The sequence below is a fragment of the Reinekea sp. G2M2-21 genome (assembly GCF_015687175.1).
In the GTDB taxonomy this organism is placed as follows: Bacteria; Pseudomonadota; Gammaproteobacteria; order Pseudomonadales; family Natronospirillaceae; genus Reinekea.
In genome coordinates, this window is the sequence record NZ_JADPQG010000007.1 from 20,701 (window position 1) to 38,649 (window position 17,949).

A 17,949-nucleotide genomic window follows, 5' to 3' on the forward strand; every position below is an offset into this window, starting at 1 on the left:
TTTAAAGATAAATTATCTTAATAATTTGTTGTAAGTTTTAAATTCATAGATAATATTGTTGTCTATATTTACAAATACCGAGGTTAAAAATGCTGAAGGTAGTTAGCTGCACCGACACAGGCCCGTTGATTGAACACCTAATTGACCGAATTGAGACTACAGGCGCCCACCCTCTGGAACCTTTCAGCTGTGTTCTGCTGACAGTAGGCATGGACCGGTGGCTAAAACAGGAACTGGCTACGCGTAGCGGAATAGCGGCGAACATTCAGACTCCGATGCTTAGCCGCTTTATTTGGGATTTATTGAATTCGGTGTTGGGTCAGTCTGGCAGCTGGGCGCTTGACAAAGAAACGATGCAGGTAAGCATTTTCAAATTAATGAAAGAGCACAAGTGGCCTGAACTGGTCCCTTATTTGAAGAATAATCCCTCGGACGCAGACCACCTTGCTCTTGCTGGCAAAATTGCAGATACCTTTGATGCTTATAGCTTCTATCGACCTGACTGGCTAAATGCCTGGGCCGACGGAAAGGATTCAATAATTTCTGAAGGCAGCACACACCCATTGCCGGGAGATCAAAAGTGGCAGGCTCATATGTGGCGAATGATCCGCGCGACGTTTGATGGTCTGTCATACATAAATGACAGGGCTGAGCTCATTCGAACTCTGATGTCCAAGATCAAAACGGGTGACTTACCGTTCGATAAATTACCGAATCAGATCACGCTCTTTGGTGTCAGTCAGATACCGCAGGTCTTTTTAGAAATTTTGCTCGCCCTGTCCGAGCATATTGATGTTGTTTTGTATTGGATGAATCCCGCTGAAGGATTTTGGGCTGATCATGTGAGTACCAAACGCTTGCTGAAAAGTCAGTCATCCGGGCAAAACGTTGAACACATGGAAATCGGCAATCCCCTGCTCTCAAGCTTTGGCGTTATGGGTAAAACCTTTTTCAATCAGCTTCTTGCCGGTGGCGCTACAATTGAAGAGCTAGAACCCGATATCGTGCCCCCTGATACGATGCTTGGCCATCTTCAGTATGCAATCCGCCAAGCGGGCCAATATGGACTTGATGATCGACCCGTTATCGAGCCAACAGACAGCAGCATTCGAATCGCCTCTGCGCATAGCGTTCTTAGAGAAGTCGAAGCTCTGAAGGACCACCTTTTGGGGCTGTTTCAGAGCCACCCAGACTTAAAGCCGCATGATGTGGCGGTGATGGCGCCAAACATTGCGGAGTATGCACCGTTTGTGCATCAGGTATTCCGGGGCTCACCGATGCCCTATTCTATCTCGGATATTTCAATACTTGAATCGGCTCCCATCTTTAAGCTTGTGTCGTTGCTGGTGAGCATTAATAAGCGCCGCATTAGTGTTCTCGAGCTAACAGAACTCTTAAGCTCTCCGTCGGTGCTCGCTCGGTTTGACCTAACAGCAGACCGCGCGGGCGAACTGATGGCCCTGGCTTACCGAAACCATGTGCGCTGGGGACTGCGCCACGGTATTGATGACAGCACACACAATAATACCTGGGAGGATGGTACTCTCAGAATTACTGCAGGGCAGGTTTTTGGTTCAGACTCCTGTGTGAATGGTATTTATCCTTTCCGAGTGCCCTCTTCTGACAGAGCTGACTATGCGAAAGTTGCTCTGTTCCTGGATGAATTAGCCGACTGGCACGACAATGCCATGAATGACAAGCCCGTTCCTAAATGGATTGACAGTCTGAGACAAGTCTTGGCAACCCTGATCGATGATGCGATTGAGCCCGATAATGCATTGATAATTCAAGATGCTTTTGCGGCTCTACTTGATTCAGCTGAATCAATCGGCTTCGACTTACCGGTATCGCTTAGTTTCATTGAGCGAGCTTTATCGAGTAGCTTCAGTACAACCTCGGTCCGTTCAAGATTCCTCGCCGGCGCGGTAAACTTTTCAAATTGTGTTCCTTTGCGCTCTATTCCGTTTCGCGCAATCTGCCTGCTAGGATTGAATGATACTGCATTTCCTCGCCGAGTCCCGGCCTCAGGCATGGACCTCATAGGGAAGTTTCCTCGCAAAGGAGACAGGAACCCTCGGATCGATGACCGATATTTCATCCTCGAAACACTGCTTCTTGCCAAGGACTCTGTTTATCTTTCTTATCAGGGGAACAGCGCCAAAACAAATGAAGAACGCACTCCCTCCACCGTGGTACAGGAAATTCAACGTTTTTTGCCTTCGCAATTCATACTACGCGGAAGCGAACAAGCTTCGATATCGGATCAGTACATCGGCATCATTGAACACACTAACCAAAGAAACGCGCTTCAGCCGTTCAGTGCTGCTTACTTTGATGGAACATTACCTACGTTCGCTGAAGACTGGGCAAAAGTTGCTCAAAAAATTTCTACTAACGCTGACTGTGTTGAAACACCGACACTCTCCGGTGGCAACATTGCACTTGAGCACCTACCCAACACAATCACAATTCTTGATCTAAAGACCTTGTTTCGCAACCCTGCTGCGTTATTCCTCAGAACACGATATGGCGCCTACCTCGACGGTAGGCATGAACCACTAGACAGTTTGGAGCCAATGTTGATTGACGCTCTACCGCAATATGGTTTGAAGACAGACGCCATTGACTGGCTACAAACCGGCCGGCAGGAGGGTCTATGGTTTGCACGCAAAAAAGCATCTGGTGAGCTTCCAAAGGGCGAATTATCTGAGTTGATCTTAAATCGATCAATGCGGTTGGCGGAGTCGATACATTCAGTTGTAGAACAATTCAGTCCTATCGCCGAACGAGTCATCAACACAAGTGCCACAGTAGGCGAGCAAAAGATGTTTGGTGAGTTTGCAGTACGCGGGATTAATGATCGCCGACAAGTTGTTCACCACGCAGCAGGTAAGGCAACACCCGCACGGCTCATTAATCTATGGGTCGAAACGGTCGTTGCTGTGGCAAATGGAATCGCCGAGGAAGGAATATTGATAAGCATTGAAGGTAATAGTGTTGGCATTACGTCTTTAAAGGTTAATGACGCTGAAGCGATTTTCCAAGACTGGCTCACGCTGTATTCAGAAAATCTCACCCGGCCATTAGCAATGAATCCCGATTTAATCTTCAAACACAAAGAGCTGCTTGAGTCAGATAAGCCGGTGAGTGATATGCCAGACATCATAAAAAATGAATGGTTTGGCGTATGGAAATATGGTGAGAAGCAACCTGGACTAAATGAGCAGGGATCCACTACACGATGTTTCAGTACGCTGGATCAATTCAGTAAAAGGTATTTCGAAACCGTTCCTGTAGTATTAGAAAACCTAGCAAAAACAGAAACCGAGCTCACGCTATTTTGATAGCAGTTTTTCCTTCTAAATTGAGCCAATTGTGAATACCATTACCTAACACAATCATGGAGTAACAATTATGAACAAAGGTGAACTTATTTCTGCAGTTGCCACAGGGAGCGAATTAACTAAGACAGATGCTGAGCGTGCAGTAAACGCAGTGATCGACACGATAACAAAGGCATTGGTTGACGGTGAGTCAGTAACGTTGATTGGATTTGGCTCTTTCGATGTAAGTACTCGCGCAGCACGTACAGGTCGAAACCCTCAGACTGGCCAGCCTATTGAGATTTCTGAATCTATAGTACCGCGATTTAAGGCAGGCAAAGCCTTGAAAGTTGCTGTTAACCTATAGCGTTTCTTTGGAGGCAGTACCCGAGCCATTTGGTGCTGCTCTCTTATATATCTGCCAACAGACCATCCAAGCCTTCAATGCGGCGAATTTCCCTTTCCAACTGCAAGTCTGCTTTCCTTCGATATACTTCTACTTTCTGCAGATCAATGTCTTCATCAGTCCGCTTCTTTCTCCTTGCTTGCTTTTCTTCGTGTGCAGTAATTGAATTTTTAGTAATTTTTGCGTGACTCATTAGCAGTCGCCTCCAGGTGCTCACATTTCAGTAGTTAAACTCAAGATCAGCTGATTTAGTGTAAGTTGCTCTGATGTATAGACAGGGTAATCGACAAAAGGCTCTATCCGACACCCTTTGTACAATATGCGACGGCCAATCTGCAGAATTGCAACCGCACATATATGCTCATCTTCACCAATTTTTTTTCTGAATCCAAAGATTGCATTGTCGTTAAAGGAAACTTTGTAAAGGTTTACAGAGGATGATTGATAAACTGGCAAAAACTGAGTGACATCGAACACCGTCGAAAGTGAAAAAATATCTCGACTAAATGTCCGAACGTCAGCTTCAGTAACGACTTGGTACTTCTCACTGAATGCTAACGATATGCCGGTATTCTTATCATGCAACACCAAAGGAACAGCACTCGAAAGATAAAGATCACTCGGAATTGAATACTTTCTGGCGATCAGATTCGACCGCATATAATCATGCCTAGCCCTGGCGGCAATATATCGTCCAATGTCACTAGAGAAACGACTATCAATTTGTTTGAGCGTGTTCATTGGCTACCGCGAATAGCTTTTACATCATTATAATACCTAACTATCATTATATTCAAGAAATGAGGCTAGATAAGTTCGCTCAGTCTGCCCGATTGCCTTCTTGAGATGCCCGAAAGGCCTCATATTCTTCGTCCATTGATCGTAGTTTATTTGGGATTTTTGGAATCCATCCGTCATATATGAAGCCATTCCCCGGGCTTGTATGGATATCAACCTTGCCCTTCATAAGCTCAAAACGAAACTCAATATTATCCAAACCATTTCTCCGAGCTTTTGTCAGATCCACACCGTCACCATTATCTAGAATCTTTATTGTCCAAATATCAATTCCATTTCTACGTTCGGAGTCTATATAGATCTGAAAAAGCGATGCGTTGGAATATTTAATCATGTTAGTCGCAGCTTCCTGGCAGATTCTGAAGATGTTGATCTTTGAATCAATGTTGAGCTGATCTGTATCTTCCGCTACCGCGACATCATAAATGACCGATTTCGGTACGAGCAATTGTCGCTCCAAAACAGTCGAAAGTGTTATCATATCCAAATCAGCAGGCCGATTGTGATGCAAAAGGGCCCTAAAAACTTTATATGACGAAGATAGCTCATCTTGCGCTGCTTCGAGCTGCTGAGCAACACCTCGATGATCCAAGTCAATAACATCTTTGGATTCACGCATTACGCGAATTGCAGTAGTCACTGCTTTCGACATCGCATCATGGATTTCGCGCGCCATGGTGGTTAGCTCGTTCTCTTTTCCTTTAACCATTTCCTCAGCAATATGGCGATAATTGTCATTTACCTGTTGGCTTTTTAATACAGCGGTTTCTTTCGCGATAAGTTCGCCTTCATACCGTTCTACTGCTTTTTTGTAATTTACTGAACTCTCATTGCCTTCTTTAAAGTTGACTAATACTTGCAGAAACATCATTGCGATCAGAGTGTAAGTGCTTATCAGCTGCCCATCGACTAGATCAAAAACAATGCTCACATCCCACAATACCGAAAACAGCATAGCTATCAGCAGTAAGTATCCATGTAAAAAATCAAATATTTGAATTTTCCGTTTATGTGTAATTAACTCATGTAGACCCCAAACAATCACCAAAAGCGCAAGAACGACAATAACTAATGCGTCGTGCAACAATCGCGGGCCGCCTAAATATGTCAAACTGATACATAAAATCGGCATTCCAACAGTAATGATAATGAGCGCGGTGCTAAGCACAGTTTCTTCTCTATAGCGCACTGTCTCAGTCTTTAAACTTGAAAGAGTAAACAGTGCAAAAAACGAAGCCAGGAAATATGGGGTCGAATAATCGACTGCGATTAGAGTCACTTCATTAAAAAAGGAAATTATGCTTCTAATACTTTCATGTCCAATAACAATTTGCCTTATGCTAATCGTCACCCCAGCCAAAGAAAGCGCCAAATGCGCTACATCTCTCCCGTAAATGAATGAGATTAGGAAGAAAACACTTAATACGATTGCGACAGTCGCTGTTATGATATTCACAAAGGTGGCTTTAGCTTGCCTCTCAAATAGAGCATTGAAGTCGCCAATCAACAACGGGCCATCTAAACCACCTGGCAGGCCAGTAAAGTTTGCAGTTTGAATCGCAACTTCTACAACTTTTTTACTGTCAGGCAAAGATGCTATCGACTCCTTATTGGGCAGCGGAACGATCGACGGTAAGTAGCGATGAATAGTTTCACTCTTGTTTAAACCTGGTGATCCTTGCTTAGAAACGAGCCGCCCGTTGATAAAAATAGCATGAGAAAACTTGGCTCCATTGACTAACAAGCCAGTCAACGGCAGAAATGAATTGTCGGTTTGCACCAATACAATGTACGTGCCAAATGTATCTGCTTCTTCCTGCGCATGAGGTATCTGGACAACTTCGCCAGGACCATATGCTTCTGTGTGGCTGGCAATTAACTCTCTCGGATAGTACTTGACCTCACCAATCTTATTGATTAGGTCTGTTCGTTTGCTCTCAACTACCATAGTTTGGTTAGCTATGGCAAATGGGATAGCATAAATGCAGAGCCCAACTATAAACACAACCTTTTTAAACATTAATTAATCCTTCAACATCGCCTTTTACTTCTGAATAAGGTGTAACAATCTGAATGGTTACGCCTTCATCGCTACTGTCGATATTGAGTTGGAACTGATTAATCTCGACTCTATTCCGCATGCTCTGCAATCCTATTCCATCGGTATCGTCGATATCTTGCAACCCCTCTCCATTGTCTATTACCATAAATACTGCGTGATCCTCTTTGCATGTCCCGCGAATAATTATTGCATCTGCCCCCGAGTGCTTCATTGCATTATTCACAGCTTCTTGAATCAAATACCAAAGCTCATATTGTGCTTTTTTTGATAATCTCTGTTCGCAGCTTCTATCAATATCAGCAATAATATTTTGCTGCTCTGTTGAGTGTTTTAGGGCTAGGTTCTCTACGGCACCGCCTATGCCAATTGTGTCAATAATTGCCATTGATGGCTTTGTATCTGCGCTAAAGTTATCCATGTCCGTGTACAAACCGTCAAGATTGGCTTTTGCGGATTCGATCAATGCAGCATTTTCCGGATCTAGCTGATCACTTTTTATCTGATCTAGTTGAAGAAGGATAAGCGAAAGTGGAGTGCTGACCCTGTCATGGATCGTATCAGCAATACTGTCTTTATATTGTCGAAGTCTTTCGTTGGCTATTTCAGCTTCAGTTCTTGCTTTATTGGTAAATCTAACTATTGATTCCTCTCTTTTTGAATTGAGCCTAATCAAATCAGTACTTAATAGTGTGACATTCACTATGCAGTACAAAGCTATCGCGAAGTTAGATACGTATCCAAGATCTCTGAAAACCCCAATTTCGTAAAGAATGTCATTCACTGTGGCTAAGAACACCAACGCAGTTACTGCCGTTAGGAATACATGAAAGACTTTTTTTGAATTCAAGGCATATCTGCCACAAGACAGTGTTAGGTAAGCGGTTAAAAACAAGAGGTATATATGTGAGATAACCAAGATGTAACCACTCATATAGAGTGAAAATAGCCCAAGCGGAAATGCAAAAGACATCCAAACAAAATTAATGAAGTATACGTATCGATTAGTGGATCCAGGTAGAATGCTCTCTTTATATATCATCAAAAGAGGCCAAGCAAAATAGATGAAAGCAAGATCCAGTCTTAAAGTAACTTCAGGTGGCAATCCTGGGAATACGATATTGATGATTTTTTCTGACTCCGTTGCCGTACGAACTCCCCAACCAATGACAACCAAGAAAAAGATAAGGTGCGCCCTGCTGCGCCGATGAATTCCGCTTAACTCTGACTCTTGATCCTCCGTCTGTCTATAAGGCGTATAAAAACTTTTTAGCAGGCGACGCAATCCGCCCACAAACTGTTTGACAGGAGAAGTTATTTTCTGGGCTGTAACGTCAAACAGAAGCGATCCGGTCCGAATTGTTTCTATAGTAGTTACATACCATGTAAGCGAAATGAGGGCAGCAAACAGCATGATTCCTATAATTAGACTTCTGATCGAAATGCGCAGTTCACGTTTGTGAGTGAGATCACTGATCAGACCCACATGAATTGGATCATCCAGCCCGCCTTTCAAATAAATGAAGTTTGCAACATGGTAGCCGATCTCGAAATCATGACAATTGCTCGTGGACGGGAAGTGTACAATTTGAGGATAATAGAGATTCTCGGTTGATGCGCGGTCTATCCCAGGTGACCCATGCTCAAGAATTAACCTCCCATCGATATACATTCTATAGGCCATTTTTACGCGATCCATTTGAATCGACAGCTGGTCGCAATCTATGTTCTGCGGAAGCTTGATATTTGTAAAAAAAGTTCCGTAACCCTTTCCTACTTCACCAGTGAACTTAAGTCCGTGATTCCATTCCGGGTTGTAGTATTCATTCCAAACCCCTGAAGCCTGAATTACTTGCAGGTCTGGTATCTGGTCCTGATAGTCTCTGAAAAGTAGCCCATTCTCTGGCCGAATATAGATTTCTTTTGCAAAAGACCAGTCACCATCCAGTATAAAGCTTGTACTATCGCTTTTACTTAGATCAATCGTTGAACCGTAGGCGGCAACTGTTAAGAAAGAAGAAAGTGCAATAATTAGTATTTTGATCGCTTTCATGGCTTACCATTCTTGTTATTCATATTATTATTGGGTCTGCTGTGCACTTAAAAATTGACATTATGCACTAAATAACGTCAAAAAATAGCTAATAAGGGGCGCTTTACCTTCGCAATTTGGCAATGTCTTTGATGCTTTGTTAAACTTTCTTTTTTTTTAATTCGCGAAAATGCTATATTTTTCAATGACTTACACCTATCATGCCCAGAATATATTCTAATTCCTTATTTCTTTATAAACCAATTTATTGAAAGAATTGATCCTAGGACTCAAACTAATCCCAATTAATTTATGAAATAATATTGGTGCAAAATAATGAGTAATTTATCAAACACTGCAGTGGACAAGGAAATTCGCCTGCTTGAGCAAAAGCTGCAAGAAGCAAAGCGCAAAAAAGAAGAGCAAATTGCACAGTCCAAGCCTTCCAATTTATTGAGTGCAAAGGATGCCCGGTCACTTCTTTCGAAGTTTATTGTACCTGCATTAAAGAAAGGTATAAAAGAACTTGAGATTAGTTCAACTGTGAAAATTGAGGACGTCCTGTTAGTAGCGCGCCCTGAGATTGTTCTTGATTTAATGGATAAGCTAGATCCCGAGTTATTCAATCATGCTGATGACTACTTTACCGCTACCTATCGGTTGAAACACTCACTTAAGGACAAAGAAGCCGAAGCTCGGGAGGTTGCTGGCAGTATTGACACAGGCGTCTATGTCGTCCCTGGAAGCGATTCGCCTCTCGAAAAAAGCAAAATTGAGTCAAATGAGTTTTCGGCGGCAGTTTGTAAGCACGGCGTTAAGAAGATGCGTGGTTTTAGAGATGCTAAACTGTCTGATGAATTGTTAGAAGCCAAACGTGAGATCAATCGCCGAGCAACCAAGAGACGCTTTAAATCTAGCGAATAGCTAGATTTTCTGCCTTACTTGGCTATCTCTCTCTGATTTACGGAGATCGCCGTGTATGAAACACCCAACTATCATATCTCTTACATTGTCGGCGCTATTGGTGCCGGCATTCGCCCTATCTTTCCAAAGCCACCCTTTAGAAAGATATCTTTTCTTTGGCGGTGATGGCTATCTTCAGTTTCTTGGTTGTCTTGACTGCAAGCAATCGAATAGAACCTCTATATACAATAACCTGGAAGAATACGGTTCGGATTTCAGCCAAAACAGCTTAATGAACCCAGACTCAATGTATTCGAAGTTAGGTTCAGTTTACAGCGCCTGTGAACCTAGCGCGAGTTATCCGCCTCTACTCGTTGATCAAGACGGAGTTAAATATGGCTTTCTTACTGTTAATGAATCGTTTGAGGACCGCTTAGAAGGCGGTGCGTTTCAGTTACTGATACACCAGGTGTGCTTCAACGAAACACACCAAGATAATTAATTGTAAGGCGGATTATTAGTGAGCTCGGTAATAAGCGCTAATTGGCCAGCCTGGTGACAATGATATTGGTACTGTGCAGTCCTTTTGTGCACTACAAGACATTTGATACCATGAACGAATTATTCGTTTCATGACAAACTCTGATGGTAATTCGAGATAGTTTAGAGAAGCGCCATTCAACTCTGGAAACACCAGTCTCTCATCAATTAGGGCGCCTTTAACAAACTCTGAGGCTTTACGATTGATAGGCATGAGGCCTGATTCATTCGCAATCATTCCTTGTGTTTCAGGTAGGTAGATAGCCTCCAATAACCGGTAAACCTCCGGACTCACTTGGTCACCGGGCACTGCAATAACGTCAGTAAATATAGGCATATTGCTAGCAGTTCCAATAAGGACAAAATTACCATTGCCACTGAGATCTTCCATAGATTTGAGCAATTCTCCAGACTGCCCTAAAACAACACAAGCGCGATTCAAAGAGGCTTGCTTATGGTATTCGCCTGAATTGAGCATTGACCATCGACTTGTGATTTTTGAAAGGTTTTTCTTAAAAGCGAAATTCGACGCAGACCCCACATCTTCAAAGCCAATTTGCCCGACACCGTGATAGCTAGACCAAATTGCCACAAAGTCCATCGGATCGGAAAATGAAGAAATACCGCAAATGTCGACGCGTGAAACAAACAAATCGTCAAACGCTAGCGCAAATGGATCGCTTGGGACACCTTCCGAGACCAATCGATTCACGCTGGACCTATCAAACAACAACCCAACAGTTCGACGAGCAAAGGGCAGAAAAAAAACCGGATCTAATCCCATTTGCTCATTTCGATCCATAATATTTCCTGCTTCCGAACCAAATGCCCGGTTTCGGTTTAGCTCTGCAAACTCGTAGTCTTGCTGGAGTGCAGCCATGTGCTCTGCACTCCCGATAATCAGGTCATATTGTTTTGAATCGATAGCGGTGAATGCTTCCTCCGACGTGCTGTAAACATCAACAGAGATTTTAAGGCCAGAGTTATTTCGTATCATATTGAATGTCGCCGGATTATTATTCTGGTCCCATACCAATATTCTGAGGTCTGCAGCACTGGCCGCCGTTGAAAACACAGCAAGAAACAATGTGATTATGTATTTCATTGACTCACCTCCGAGAGTTCATCAAATTCAATTGGTATTGTTCCACGACTAAAGACACGCTCCAGCTGCGCTGTGCGCTGCACGCCGTTTGCGCTAGTGTTTACATCGCCCTCCCATAATATGGTAACCGGACAGGATTCTTCTGTATCGTAATCCCCAATTTGCAGGCTCCCTTTCGCGATATTTGCCTTAATTTGATCAATCTCTCGAACCACATTTAGTGGAATTTTCCCTTCGTTGAAAATATCCAACGCCCAATCAACCCCCTCAGCCCGCAAGTCCATTATTTTCAACCCCGGCTTCCATGTCCCATTCGCGGCATCTTCAAACGATTCAATTGCCGCACGACCTACGTTCTTGAGCATACTAGTTAAAATCGAATTCTCGAACTTGGAGTTTTGATTGGAATCAACCGCGATGGCATATCGAGTAGGAAAGTCCGTATCTGTGGCATCATAATGTTGCGCGGTCTTATAAACGCCAACCGATGAGCCGCCGGCAGCAGCAAAAACGATATCTGCTCCGTACTGATATTGTTCTACTGTCAATTCGGCACCACGTCTTGGGTTTGACCAAGCTAAATAGCTGTCTCCAACGAAACGCCCCAGAATTGTTGCGCTTGGGTTGGTTAGTTTCACGCCCTGGGCATAGCCACAAGCAAACCGGTGAATAAGTGGAATGTTCATGCCACCGACAAAACCAACAACGTTTGATTCAGTCTTGAGACCTGCAAGCGCTCCAACCAAGAATGACCCTTCGTGCTCAGCAAACTTCACGGATTGGACATTGGGAAGATCCACAACAGCATCGATTAGAGTAAATCGAGTGCTTGTGTAATAACTGGCTATATCCCTCACCGCGTCTTCATAGGCGAAACCTACTGCAACAATTGGGTCATACCCCTCTCGCGCAAGTCGTGCCAGGTCGGCTCGATACAAGGCCGTTCCTTCTGTACCTTTTGGCTCGTGGTTAAAAACGGGGCCTTTACCCATTTTAAATGCGTACACAAAGGAGCCCTCTTCGTACACGGCTTGGTTGAAGGATGAATCCCATATACCTGCTGTGGTATAGGAAATTGCGGGTTTAATCTCCGCAACGGAAAAAGCACTTAGTGTAAATAGTGCAAAAAACAAAGTTGCTCGTGACGCGATTCTCATTGGCCTTTCCTCGAGTGCAATGCAATTTCCATTTATCATTAAAATGATGAATTTGCATTATAATCATTAGATTAGGCATGGCAATATTTTACTTTTGTGAATTTCTGAATACCAAAAAGTGTTGCCGACGATCAAGACACAGTGACTTACTTGATACGGGAGCAGCGAAGGAGCCAAAAAAATTGGATTCTCAAATGTTGGCGATGGGAAATGATGAGATTATTAGAGGAGCGCCACGGTAAATACGATTATTGAGGAAAATATGAATAGGGACTGCTGGACTAAGGTTTTAATTCTCAGCGCAACAAAGGTCGTTATCTCCTTGCTTACCTGGGAAGCGATCAGCCAAACAGGAAACATTTATTGCTCGTTTGGTCGATTGACTTTGGCTCGGCTCATACCTTCGAGCATATTGTCGTAATTGAAAAGCATCATCTGCGAACCTAGATTTAAAGGCCCTGTCCATAATAGCCTTTTGAATGTGCTTGCACTTGTGTTCCTTTTGTATCAAAGGATCCGCAATAACCCTTATAACCGTATTAATATCCGCGTGTCTGATTAGTTTGAGCAATCCATTTCGTGTAAAATGATGAGCGAATATTAAATTCCCTATTGAAAAAGCTTCTTTATGCGCAACAAAGTGCTGCTCAAAACACAGAAGGTCTGAGACGTGACTTTCGGTTAATGTAAATCGATATGGTTGCTGAAATTGGGAATTCCCTTTACTTCTCAACGAAATAAAAAAAGCCAGAATAGTATTTAGCGAATTGCGAGTAATTGCATCTGAAATCAAGATGAACAGCATCTCCTCATCTAGCCACTCTCTATCGCAATCTGATAAAGTTCGAGACATTTCGATGTAAGATGATGCCCAATCTTTCGCATCTTTGATAGATAAATCCGCAAAAAGGCCTGCGAACTCTGTCAAAATTCGACTGATATCTCTTTTTGCTTCAAGGTACATTACTACTCTCCATTTCCCTGTGAATTTCTTTCAACTCTAGGTGGGTGCATCCTGCCCCGATTGTTACATTCAATGGATTCTTAAGCCGGCAATTTTAAAAACTGCCTGCTGATTCACAATACTCCATTAGAGCTAGCCAAGCCTTGTACTTTGGTAAGCACCATGAATGCCAATCTATCATCGTTTGATTCTTATGAACAGGCGTACTTGCATGGATCGAGGTTTTATGGAATCAATGCTTAAGCCTGTAAGCGAATTCAAAAAACCAATAATCAAGCATTAAATACCCCGCTTCAGTCAGATACAGCAGTTTGCATTCCAATCGCCTTTTCTCATACTGCAATACTTTACAGGTTGACATCAGGAAACACGGCCAATCTGGGATCGCCAGCCCAGATCGCGGATATTAATTTAGTGGGGATTTAGTCAACTTTGGCTGCAAATCACCTGACTAAGACTTTCCACCTGCCAAACAGGTAGTTATCAGCAATTGGTAGCAATGTATTTGGTTCGAATAAGCGGTATATTCCCGTTACTGGTGAAAGGTGGCCGTTGCAATCCAAATCAAGCCGCCCTTCCATACCTAAGGCACAGGCGGTTTGTTATCGGCTGAGGGTTTCGTAGGTAGTACAGATTGATCTGAACTGAACTGAATGTCATTTTTTTGATCTATTCATTATTAATAGTCTTCCTCTTATCTATTAATAGCGTTCGATTTTTCTTAGAATGAATATGCTGCCTTGCTCCGAAAAGACCTGGTCGCCACCTTTGATATTGAGTTTATATGCTTTCTGTTTCGCGCAGTCGTGGTCTGCTGCTCTTTTGGGCTATGTGATTTTATGCTTAGTGTTACAATTTGTGAGGATGAGCGTCTTTCGAGGATGTATGCTGAGAAAGTAGTCAGCGAGAGCCGAGGGCTCGTTTTGGCCAAGTCCTATGCTAATCATCTTGAGCTCTTTGGTTCACTTAGGGATGGGTACAGGTCTGACGTCTATATAATTGATTGCTTACTTAGGGGGCAGGCTCGAAACTATGGGTATGAGATTATTCGTGAACTTAGGGAGCTTCAGCCCGATGCCCTAATTGTTGTAAGCTCACAAATTGAAACAATGCCGATTCGAAGAGATCTGTCCCAATATAAAATTCAGTCTGTCTTGGATAAGACCCAAGACGATAAAGACGGTGATGATTGGGGATCATTACTAACAAAGACCTTAGTGGCGCTATCTAAAGGACTTAGATCTAATAACCCTGCCATCGATGTCTATGAACTGATTGATGTGGCACCTGTAGATCATTCGCGAATAGATCGACTAAAGCTATCCAGTGTTTTAAAGGAATCGCTACGTGCTCTTTTTGTTACATGGCATGTTCAAGACGCTGCTTTAATGGTGGGCTGCTCACTGCCAACATACCGACATCGGCTAATTGCTCTATGTAACGTATTTCAAGTATCCAGCGCAAATCCACTACATTCACTTTGGACAATTGGTCTAAAACGAGCGTATTGGAAAGCTGATGTATATCTAAAGCAAAGAGGTATTGAGGTCGATAGAATAGAAAGCTTATCTGACCAGGAACGCGCACTGCTTATATCACTGTCAGAAGGGCATTCCAAAGAAACAATTGCTGACGAACTTTGTATCTCTTCAGGGACTGTTTATGGAAGACTGAGATTAGTGAAAGATAAGACAGGCGCCGAAACTCCTGTTGACTTGTGGACACTTGGGTCCCTCTGTAAGTGATTAACAATCACCAAAACTTAAAATTGGTAATCAACGAAAGCATATGCAAGAAGGGTTACTCTAAATTCTAAGGTCGTGAGCTTATCTTCTTGAAAGAAAGGCGTCTTCGTTATCGCGGATAAACTTCTCTACTTCCTCAATCATCTCAGAACTAGCGCTGCGCCTGAGGATATTCTTGAGCAGCTCCACTCTTACGACAACCTCCCTTGGAGTGCATCTCTTTTTTGCAGCAATCTCCCGGATACTACTACCAGCTGAAATCATGTTTATCAGGCTCAGGTAGGGCTCCTGTCCTAAAATGGCATCAATTCGCCTTGAGGAACTATGACTCTGCTCTTCGTGATTATGAGATTTTTTAGAACTTTCCAATGCTTTTTGGTCGCCATTAATGGCCGCTTTCAATATTGCAATCAACGAGTGGTTACAAGAGTATTTTGGCACAAACGCTGTCGCACCGAATTGGAACGCTTCGTTTATAGTTACTGTGTTGTTGTCAACGCTATGCATAATAATTGGGATAGTCTGAGTCTGTGAACGAAGGTATTTGAGATGCTCAATCCCATTTTTAGAGTCAAGTGGACCCATTTCACTTTCATTGGAAAAACGGATGTCCAGGATGATGGCATCGTAGGCTTGGAGATCAGACTGGTTCAATTTGAACGGCGTTCTAAACGCTTCAAGAGTCGAATTATGCTTTCCGAGTAGCGCAGTGACAGTAGTAATCACGGCCGGCTGATCTTCGAATAGCAGAATTTTTTTTCCGCTTAATGTGCTCGACTGCATACCTATATATTACACCTCCATAACAGATTAAGACTGATCGACATTTATAAGCAAATCAAGAACTTTTGTGTCAAAACGTGAATTTTTACCTTGCAATAGAGAAAACTTGTTAATCTTTTTAATCACTTAGAATAATTTTAATGATATCGCATGTTTACAAATAAAGGTCAAGATCGATGAAACGCCGGTGGATTGGTTCTCTGAAGCGGTGTGGCCCGGCCTTCTTCGGGCTATTATGTAGTTGATAAGTTGATTTTCGATGCAGGAAAGACTGATGTGCCATATCCACACGGGGAAAACCCTCGTAAACAGCTCTGGCTTACAGCAAAGGCGGCCAAAATATTCCAGCTCACCAAATAGGATTATCATATGGTACGGTAATATTTCATGCTTCGCTCCCCCTTATTCTATTGACGCAAGCGCCTTGGCCATCGGTACAAGGCGCATCCCGGGAATGCCCCAAACATACAAAGACCCTTAACATAGCATGATGTTGCACTTTTCTTAATGAAGGACTAGTATTATTGTCAATTAATAAGGGGTGTGATGTCATGGCAAAGCGCAAACTAGCAACGTCTCGTGATGGCTCAAGCGAGCAGAAACTTCAAAGAATGAGTGTTTTTGGACGCCTGCCAAATAAAAATGGTGTTATCCAGCATTTTAGGATCGGTGACATCATTCATGATGTCCCAATGCCAGATCTAAAGGATCCCAACAACCCCCCTAGAATGGTTAGCATTTTTAAATATTCGGATGAGTATAAGAAACTCAACGGCCCGGCTCTCAGCATTTCCAATCACAATGCTCCGCCAACAGTGAAAAACCAAAAGTTCGACTTTATTGTCTTAGAAAACGGTAATGTCCCATCTGTACTGGCTAATGCAATTCCGCGTGGTAAAAATGCTGACGTTGTTCAGGCCTACCCTGGCATGTCTAGCTATAAGTCATTGAAGAATGATGTGCACCGTCTAAACGCGCTGTGCAACATGGGTGGAGCTTCTATTGGCAGCATTGACATTTATGGCCATGATTCCCGACAGAGTCCGAATACCTTCAATATGCTTCCTCTAAACGACCGAATGCTCGACATATTCACGCAAGTTGACATTGACAGTGTAACAAAAGACACCGTCGCTACACTGCAAAGCATGGGCTACGGCCGAAGCCAACTTTTTGTGAATATGACAGGACGAGATACGTCTATATCAGTTTTGGCAGCAGATTCTGATCAAGAAAAAGTCTTTAATGTGAAGTTACCTTCCGGAAAAGGACCTGTTTCGCAGGTGGATGAAGCTTACATGTCATCCGTCCTATGTGACGCTGCACATAGCGCTGGCATCAGTGACTCCTATGAATCCCGTGTCCATGAAAATAAAAAAACGGGGGTTGCAGCTCAAATTACCGAGTACGCTTATTCGGATATGTTTATTGACTCAGAAGGAAACCTTAAGACAACGAATAGCATACCAATGTTTAATTTCCCATTAACTGATTTGCTCTCTCAAGAAGACCGTCAGATCCCTACATATGCAGCCATTGCAGATACTTTTGACCGAATGATGATTAACAGTTCTGAAGCAAAGGCAAGCCTGGCTCGGTCAATGTTATTTAACCATGCAGTCCACTCCACAGGATTCAATATCGGCGATATTCGTTGCGTTGTGAAATCGATTGATCCCGACCCTGAAACTGGATTGCATTTCGAAATGGTGCCGCTATCGTTCGGCTTGGTCCCAGATCCAAATGCAGCAAATTCGATGCAAATTTCGCTTGGAAACGGATTTTACAATGGTCAGATAACGCCACAACATGATGGAATGCTTCCTTTGAGCGACCAGGCAACCTGTATTGACATTGTTCGGGTTGAAATGGGTTTGTCAGAAGATGAAGCTCGTAAAGTTTATAACGACGTAAAATCCGGTGTAATGTCATTGCCAGACCATGCCGCTGAGCATGGAATGACCAAAGAACAATTTAATCAAATTGCTAAAGCCGTTTCGCTAACCTTTGGTGAGGAATTTGCAAATGGTCTGCGAAACGATTTTGACGTGCGTCTGGAATTGGCTGCAGAGCATATTCTTGAAGAAGAACATGACCGGGATAATCAAGCCTCTTTAAAAATGTCGAGATGATC

At 43.1% G+C, this 17,949-nt stretch carries 14 protein-coding genes; 6 read left to right on the plus strand and 8 right to left on the minus strand.

Annotated features, from left to right (window positions below):
- The first annotated feature begins 89 nt into the window (after window positions 1-89).
- Window positions 90-3,344, plus strand: a complete 3,255-nt coding sequence (gene recC, locus IYN85_RS20345) for an exodeoxyribonuclease V subunit gamma (RefSeq protein WP_196160790.1) — start codon at window positions 90-92, stop codon at window positions 3,342-3,344.
- Between the two features lie 70 nt (window positions 3,345-3,414).
- Window positions 3,415-3,690, plus strand: a complete 276-nt coding sequence (locus tag IYN85_RS20350; RefSeq protein ID WP_196160791.1) for an HU family DNA-binding protein — start codon at window positions 3,415-3,417, stop codon at window positions 3,688-3,690.
- A gap of 43 nt (window positions 3,691-3,733) precedes the next feature.
- Here IYN85_RS20350 and IYN85_RS20355 read toward each other — a convergent pair whose 3' ends face one another.
- From IYN85_RS20355 to IYN85_RS20370, 4 genes are all read right to left on the minus strand, one after another.
- On the minus strand, window positions 3,734-3,922 hold the full coding sequence (locus tag IYN85_RS20355; RefSeq protein ID WP_196160792.1) for a hypothetical protein: 189 nt from the start codon (window positions 3,920-3,922) through the stop codon (window positions 3,734-3,736).
- Between the two features lie 20 nt (window positions 3,923-3,942).
- Window positions 3,943-4,470 (minus strand): hypothetical protein, encoded by a 528-nt coding sequence (locus IYN85_RS20360; protein WP_196160793.1) that lies wholly within the window; start codon window positions 4,468-4,470, stop codon window positions 3,943-3,945.
- A gap of 79 nt (window positions 4,471-4,549) precedes the next feature.
- Window positions 4,550-6,547: a sensor histidine kinase gene (locus IYN85_RS20365; RefSeq protein WP_196160794.1), complete on the minus strand. Its 1,998-nt coding sequence runs from the start codon at window positions 6,545-6,547 to the stop codon at window positions 4,550-4,552.
- Complete coding sequence (locus IYN85_RS20370; protein WP_196160795.1) at window positions 6,540-8,639, minus strand: 7TM diverse intracellular signaling domain-containing protein; 2,100 nt, start codon at window positions 8,637-8,639, stop codon at window positions 6,540-6,542. The genes IYN85_RS20365 and IYN85_RS20370 overlap by 8 nt, the downstream gene beginning before the upstream one ends.
- A 315-nt stretch (window positions 8,640-8,954) precedes the next feature.
- On the opposite strand from IYN85_RS20370, the gene IYN85_RS20375 reads away from it, so the two are divergent.
- Window positions 8,955-9,542 carry a hypothetical protein gene (locus tag IYN85_RS20375; protein ID WP_196160796.1) on the plus strand — a complete coding sequence of 196 codons (588 nt, stop codon included), beginning with the start codon at window positions 8,955-8,957 and terminating at the stop codon, window positions 9,540-9,542.
- Window positions 9,543-9,597: 55 nt separating this feature from the next.
- Window positions 9,598-10,023, plus strand: a complete 426-nt coding sequence (locus IYN85_RS20380; RefSeq protein WP_196160797.1) for a hypothetical protein — start codon at window positions 9,598-9,600, stop codon at window positions 10,021-10,023.
- A gap of 15 nt (window positions 10,024-10,038) precedes the next feature.
- On the opposite strand, the gene IYN85_RS20385 is transcribed toward IYN85_RS20380, so the two are convergent.
- The 3 genes from IYN85_RS20385 to IYN85_RS20395 form a co-directional block, all read right to left on the minus strand.
- Window positions 10,039-11,166, minus strand: coding sequence for a hypothetical protein (locus tag IYN85_RS20385; protein ID WP_196160798.1), 1,128 nt, complete (start codon window positions 11,164-11,166; stop codon window positions 10,039-10,041).
- A complete protein-coding gene (locus tag IYN85_RS20390) occupies window positions 11,163-12,323 on the minus strand; it encodes a BMP family protein (RefSeq protein WP_196160799.1) in 1,161 nt (386 codons plus the stop codon). The genes IYN85_RS20385 and IYN85_RS20390 overlap by 4 nt, the downstream gene beginning before the upstream one ends.
- Before the next feature lie 289 nt (window positions 12,324-12,612).
- The gene (locus IYN85_RS20395) at window positions 12,613-13,287 is read right to left on the minus strand and encodes a hypothetical protein (protein ID WP_196160800.1); all 675 of its coding nucleotides are present in this window, start codon (window positions 13,285-13,287) and stop codon (window positions 12,613-12,615) included.
- Between the two features lie 740 nt (window positions 13,288-14,027).
- On the opposite strand from IYN85_RS20395, the gene IYN85_RS20400 reads away from it, so the two are divergent.
- A complete protein-coding gene (locus IYN85_RS20400; RefSeq protein ID WP_196160801.1) occupies window positions 14,028-15,032 on the plus strand; it encodes a hypothetical protein in 1,005 nt (334 codons plus the stop codon).
- Between the two features lie 81 nt (window positions 15,033-15,113).
- Here IYN85_RS20400 and IYN85_RS20405 read toward each other — a convergent pair whose 3' ends face one another.
- Window positions 15,114-15,815 carry a response regulator gene (locus tag IYN85_RS20405; protein ID WP_196160802.1) on the minus strand — a complete coding sequence of 234 codons (702 nt, stop codon included), beginning with the start codon at window positions 15,813-15,815 and terminating at the stop codon, window positions 15,114-15,116.
- 551 nt (window positions 15,816-16,366) lie between these two features.
- Between IYN85_RS20405 and IYN85_RS20410 the strand changes: the two genes are divergently transcribed.
- Window positions 16,367-17,947, plus strand: a complete 1,581-nt coding sequence (locus IYN85_RS20410; RefSeq protein ID WP_196160803.1) for a hypothetical protein — start codon at window positions 16,367-16,369, stop codon at window positions 17,945-17,947.
- Window positions 17,948-17,949 lie beyond the last annotated feature (2 nt).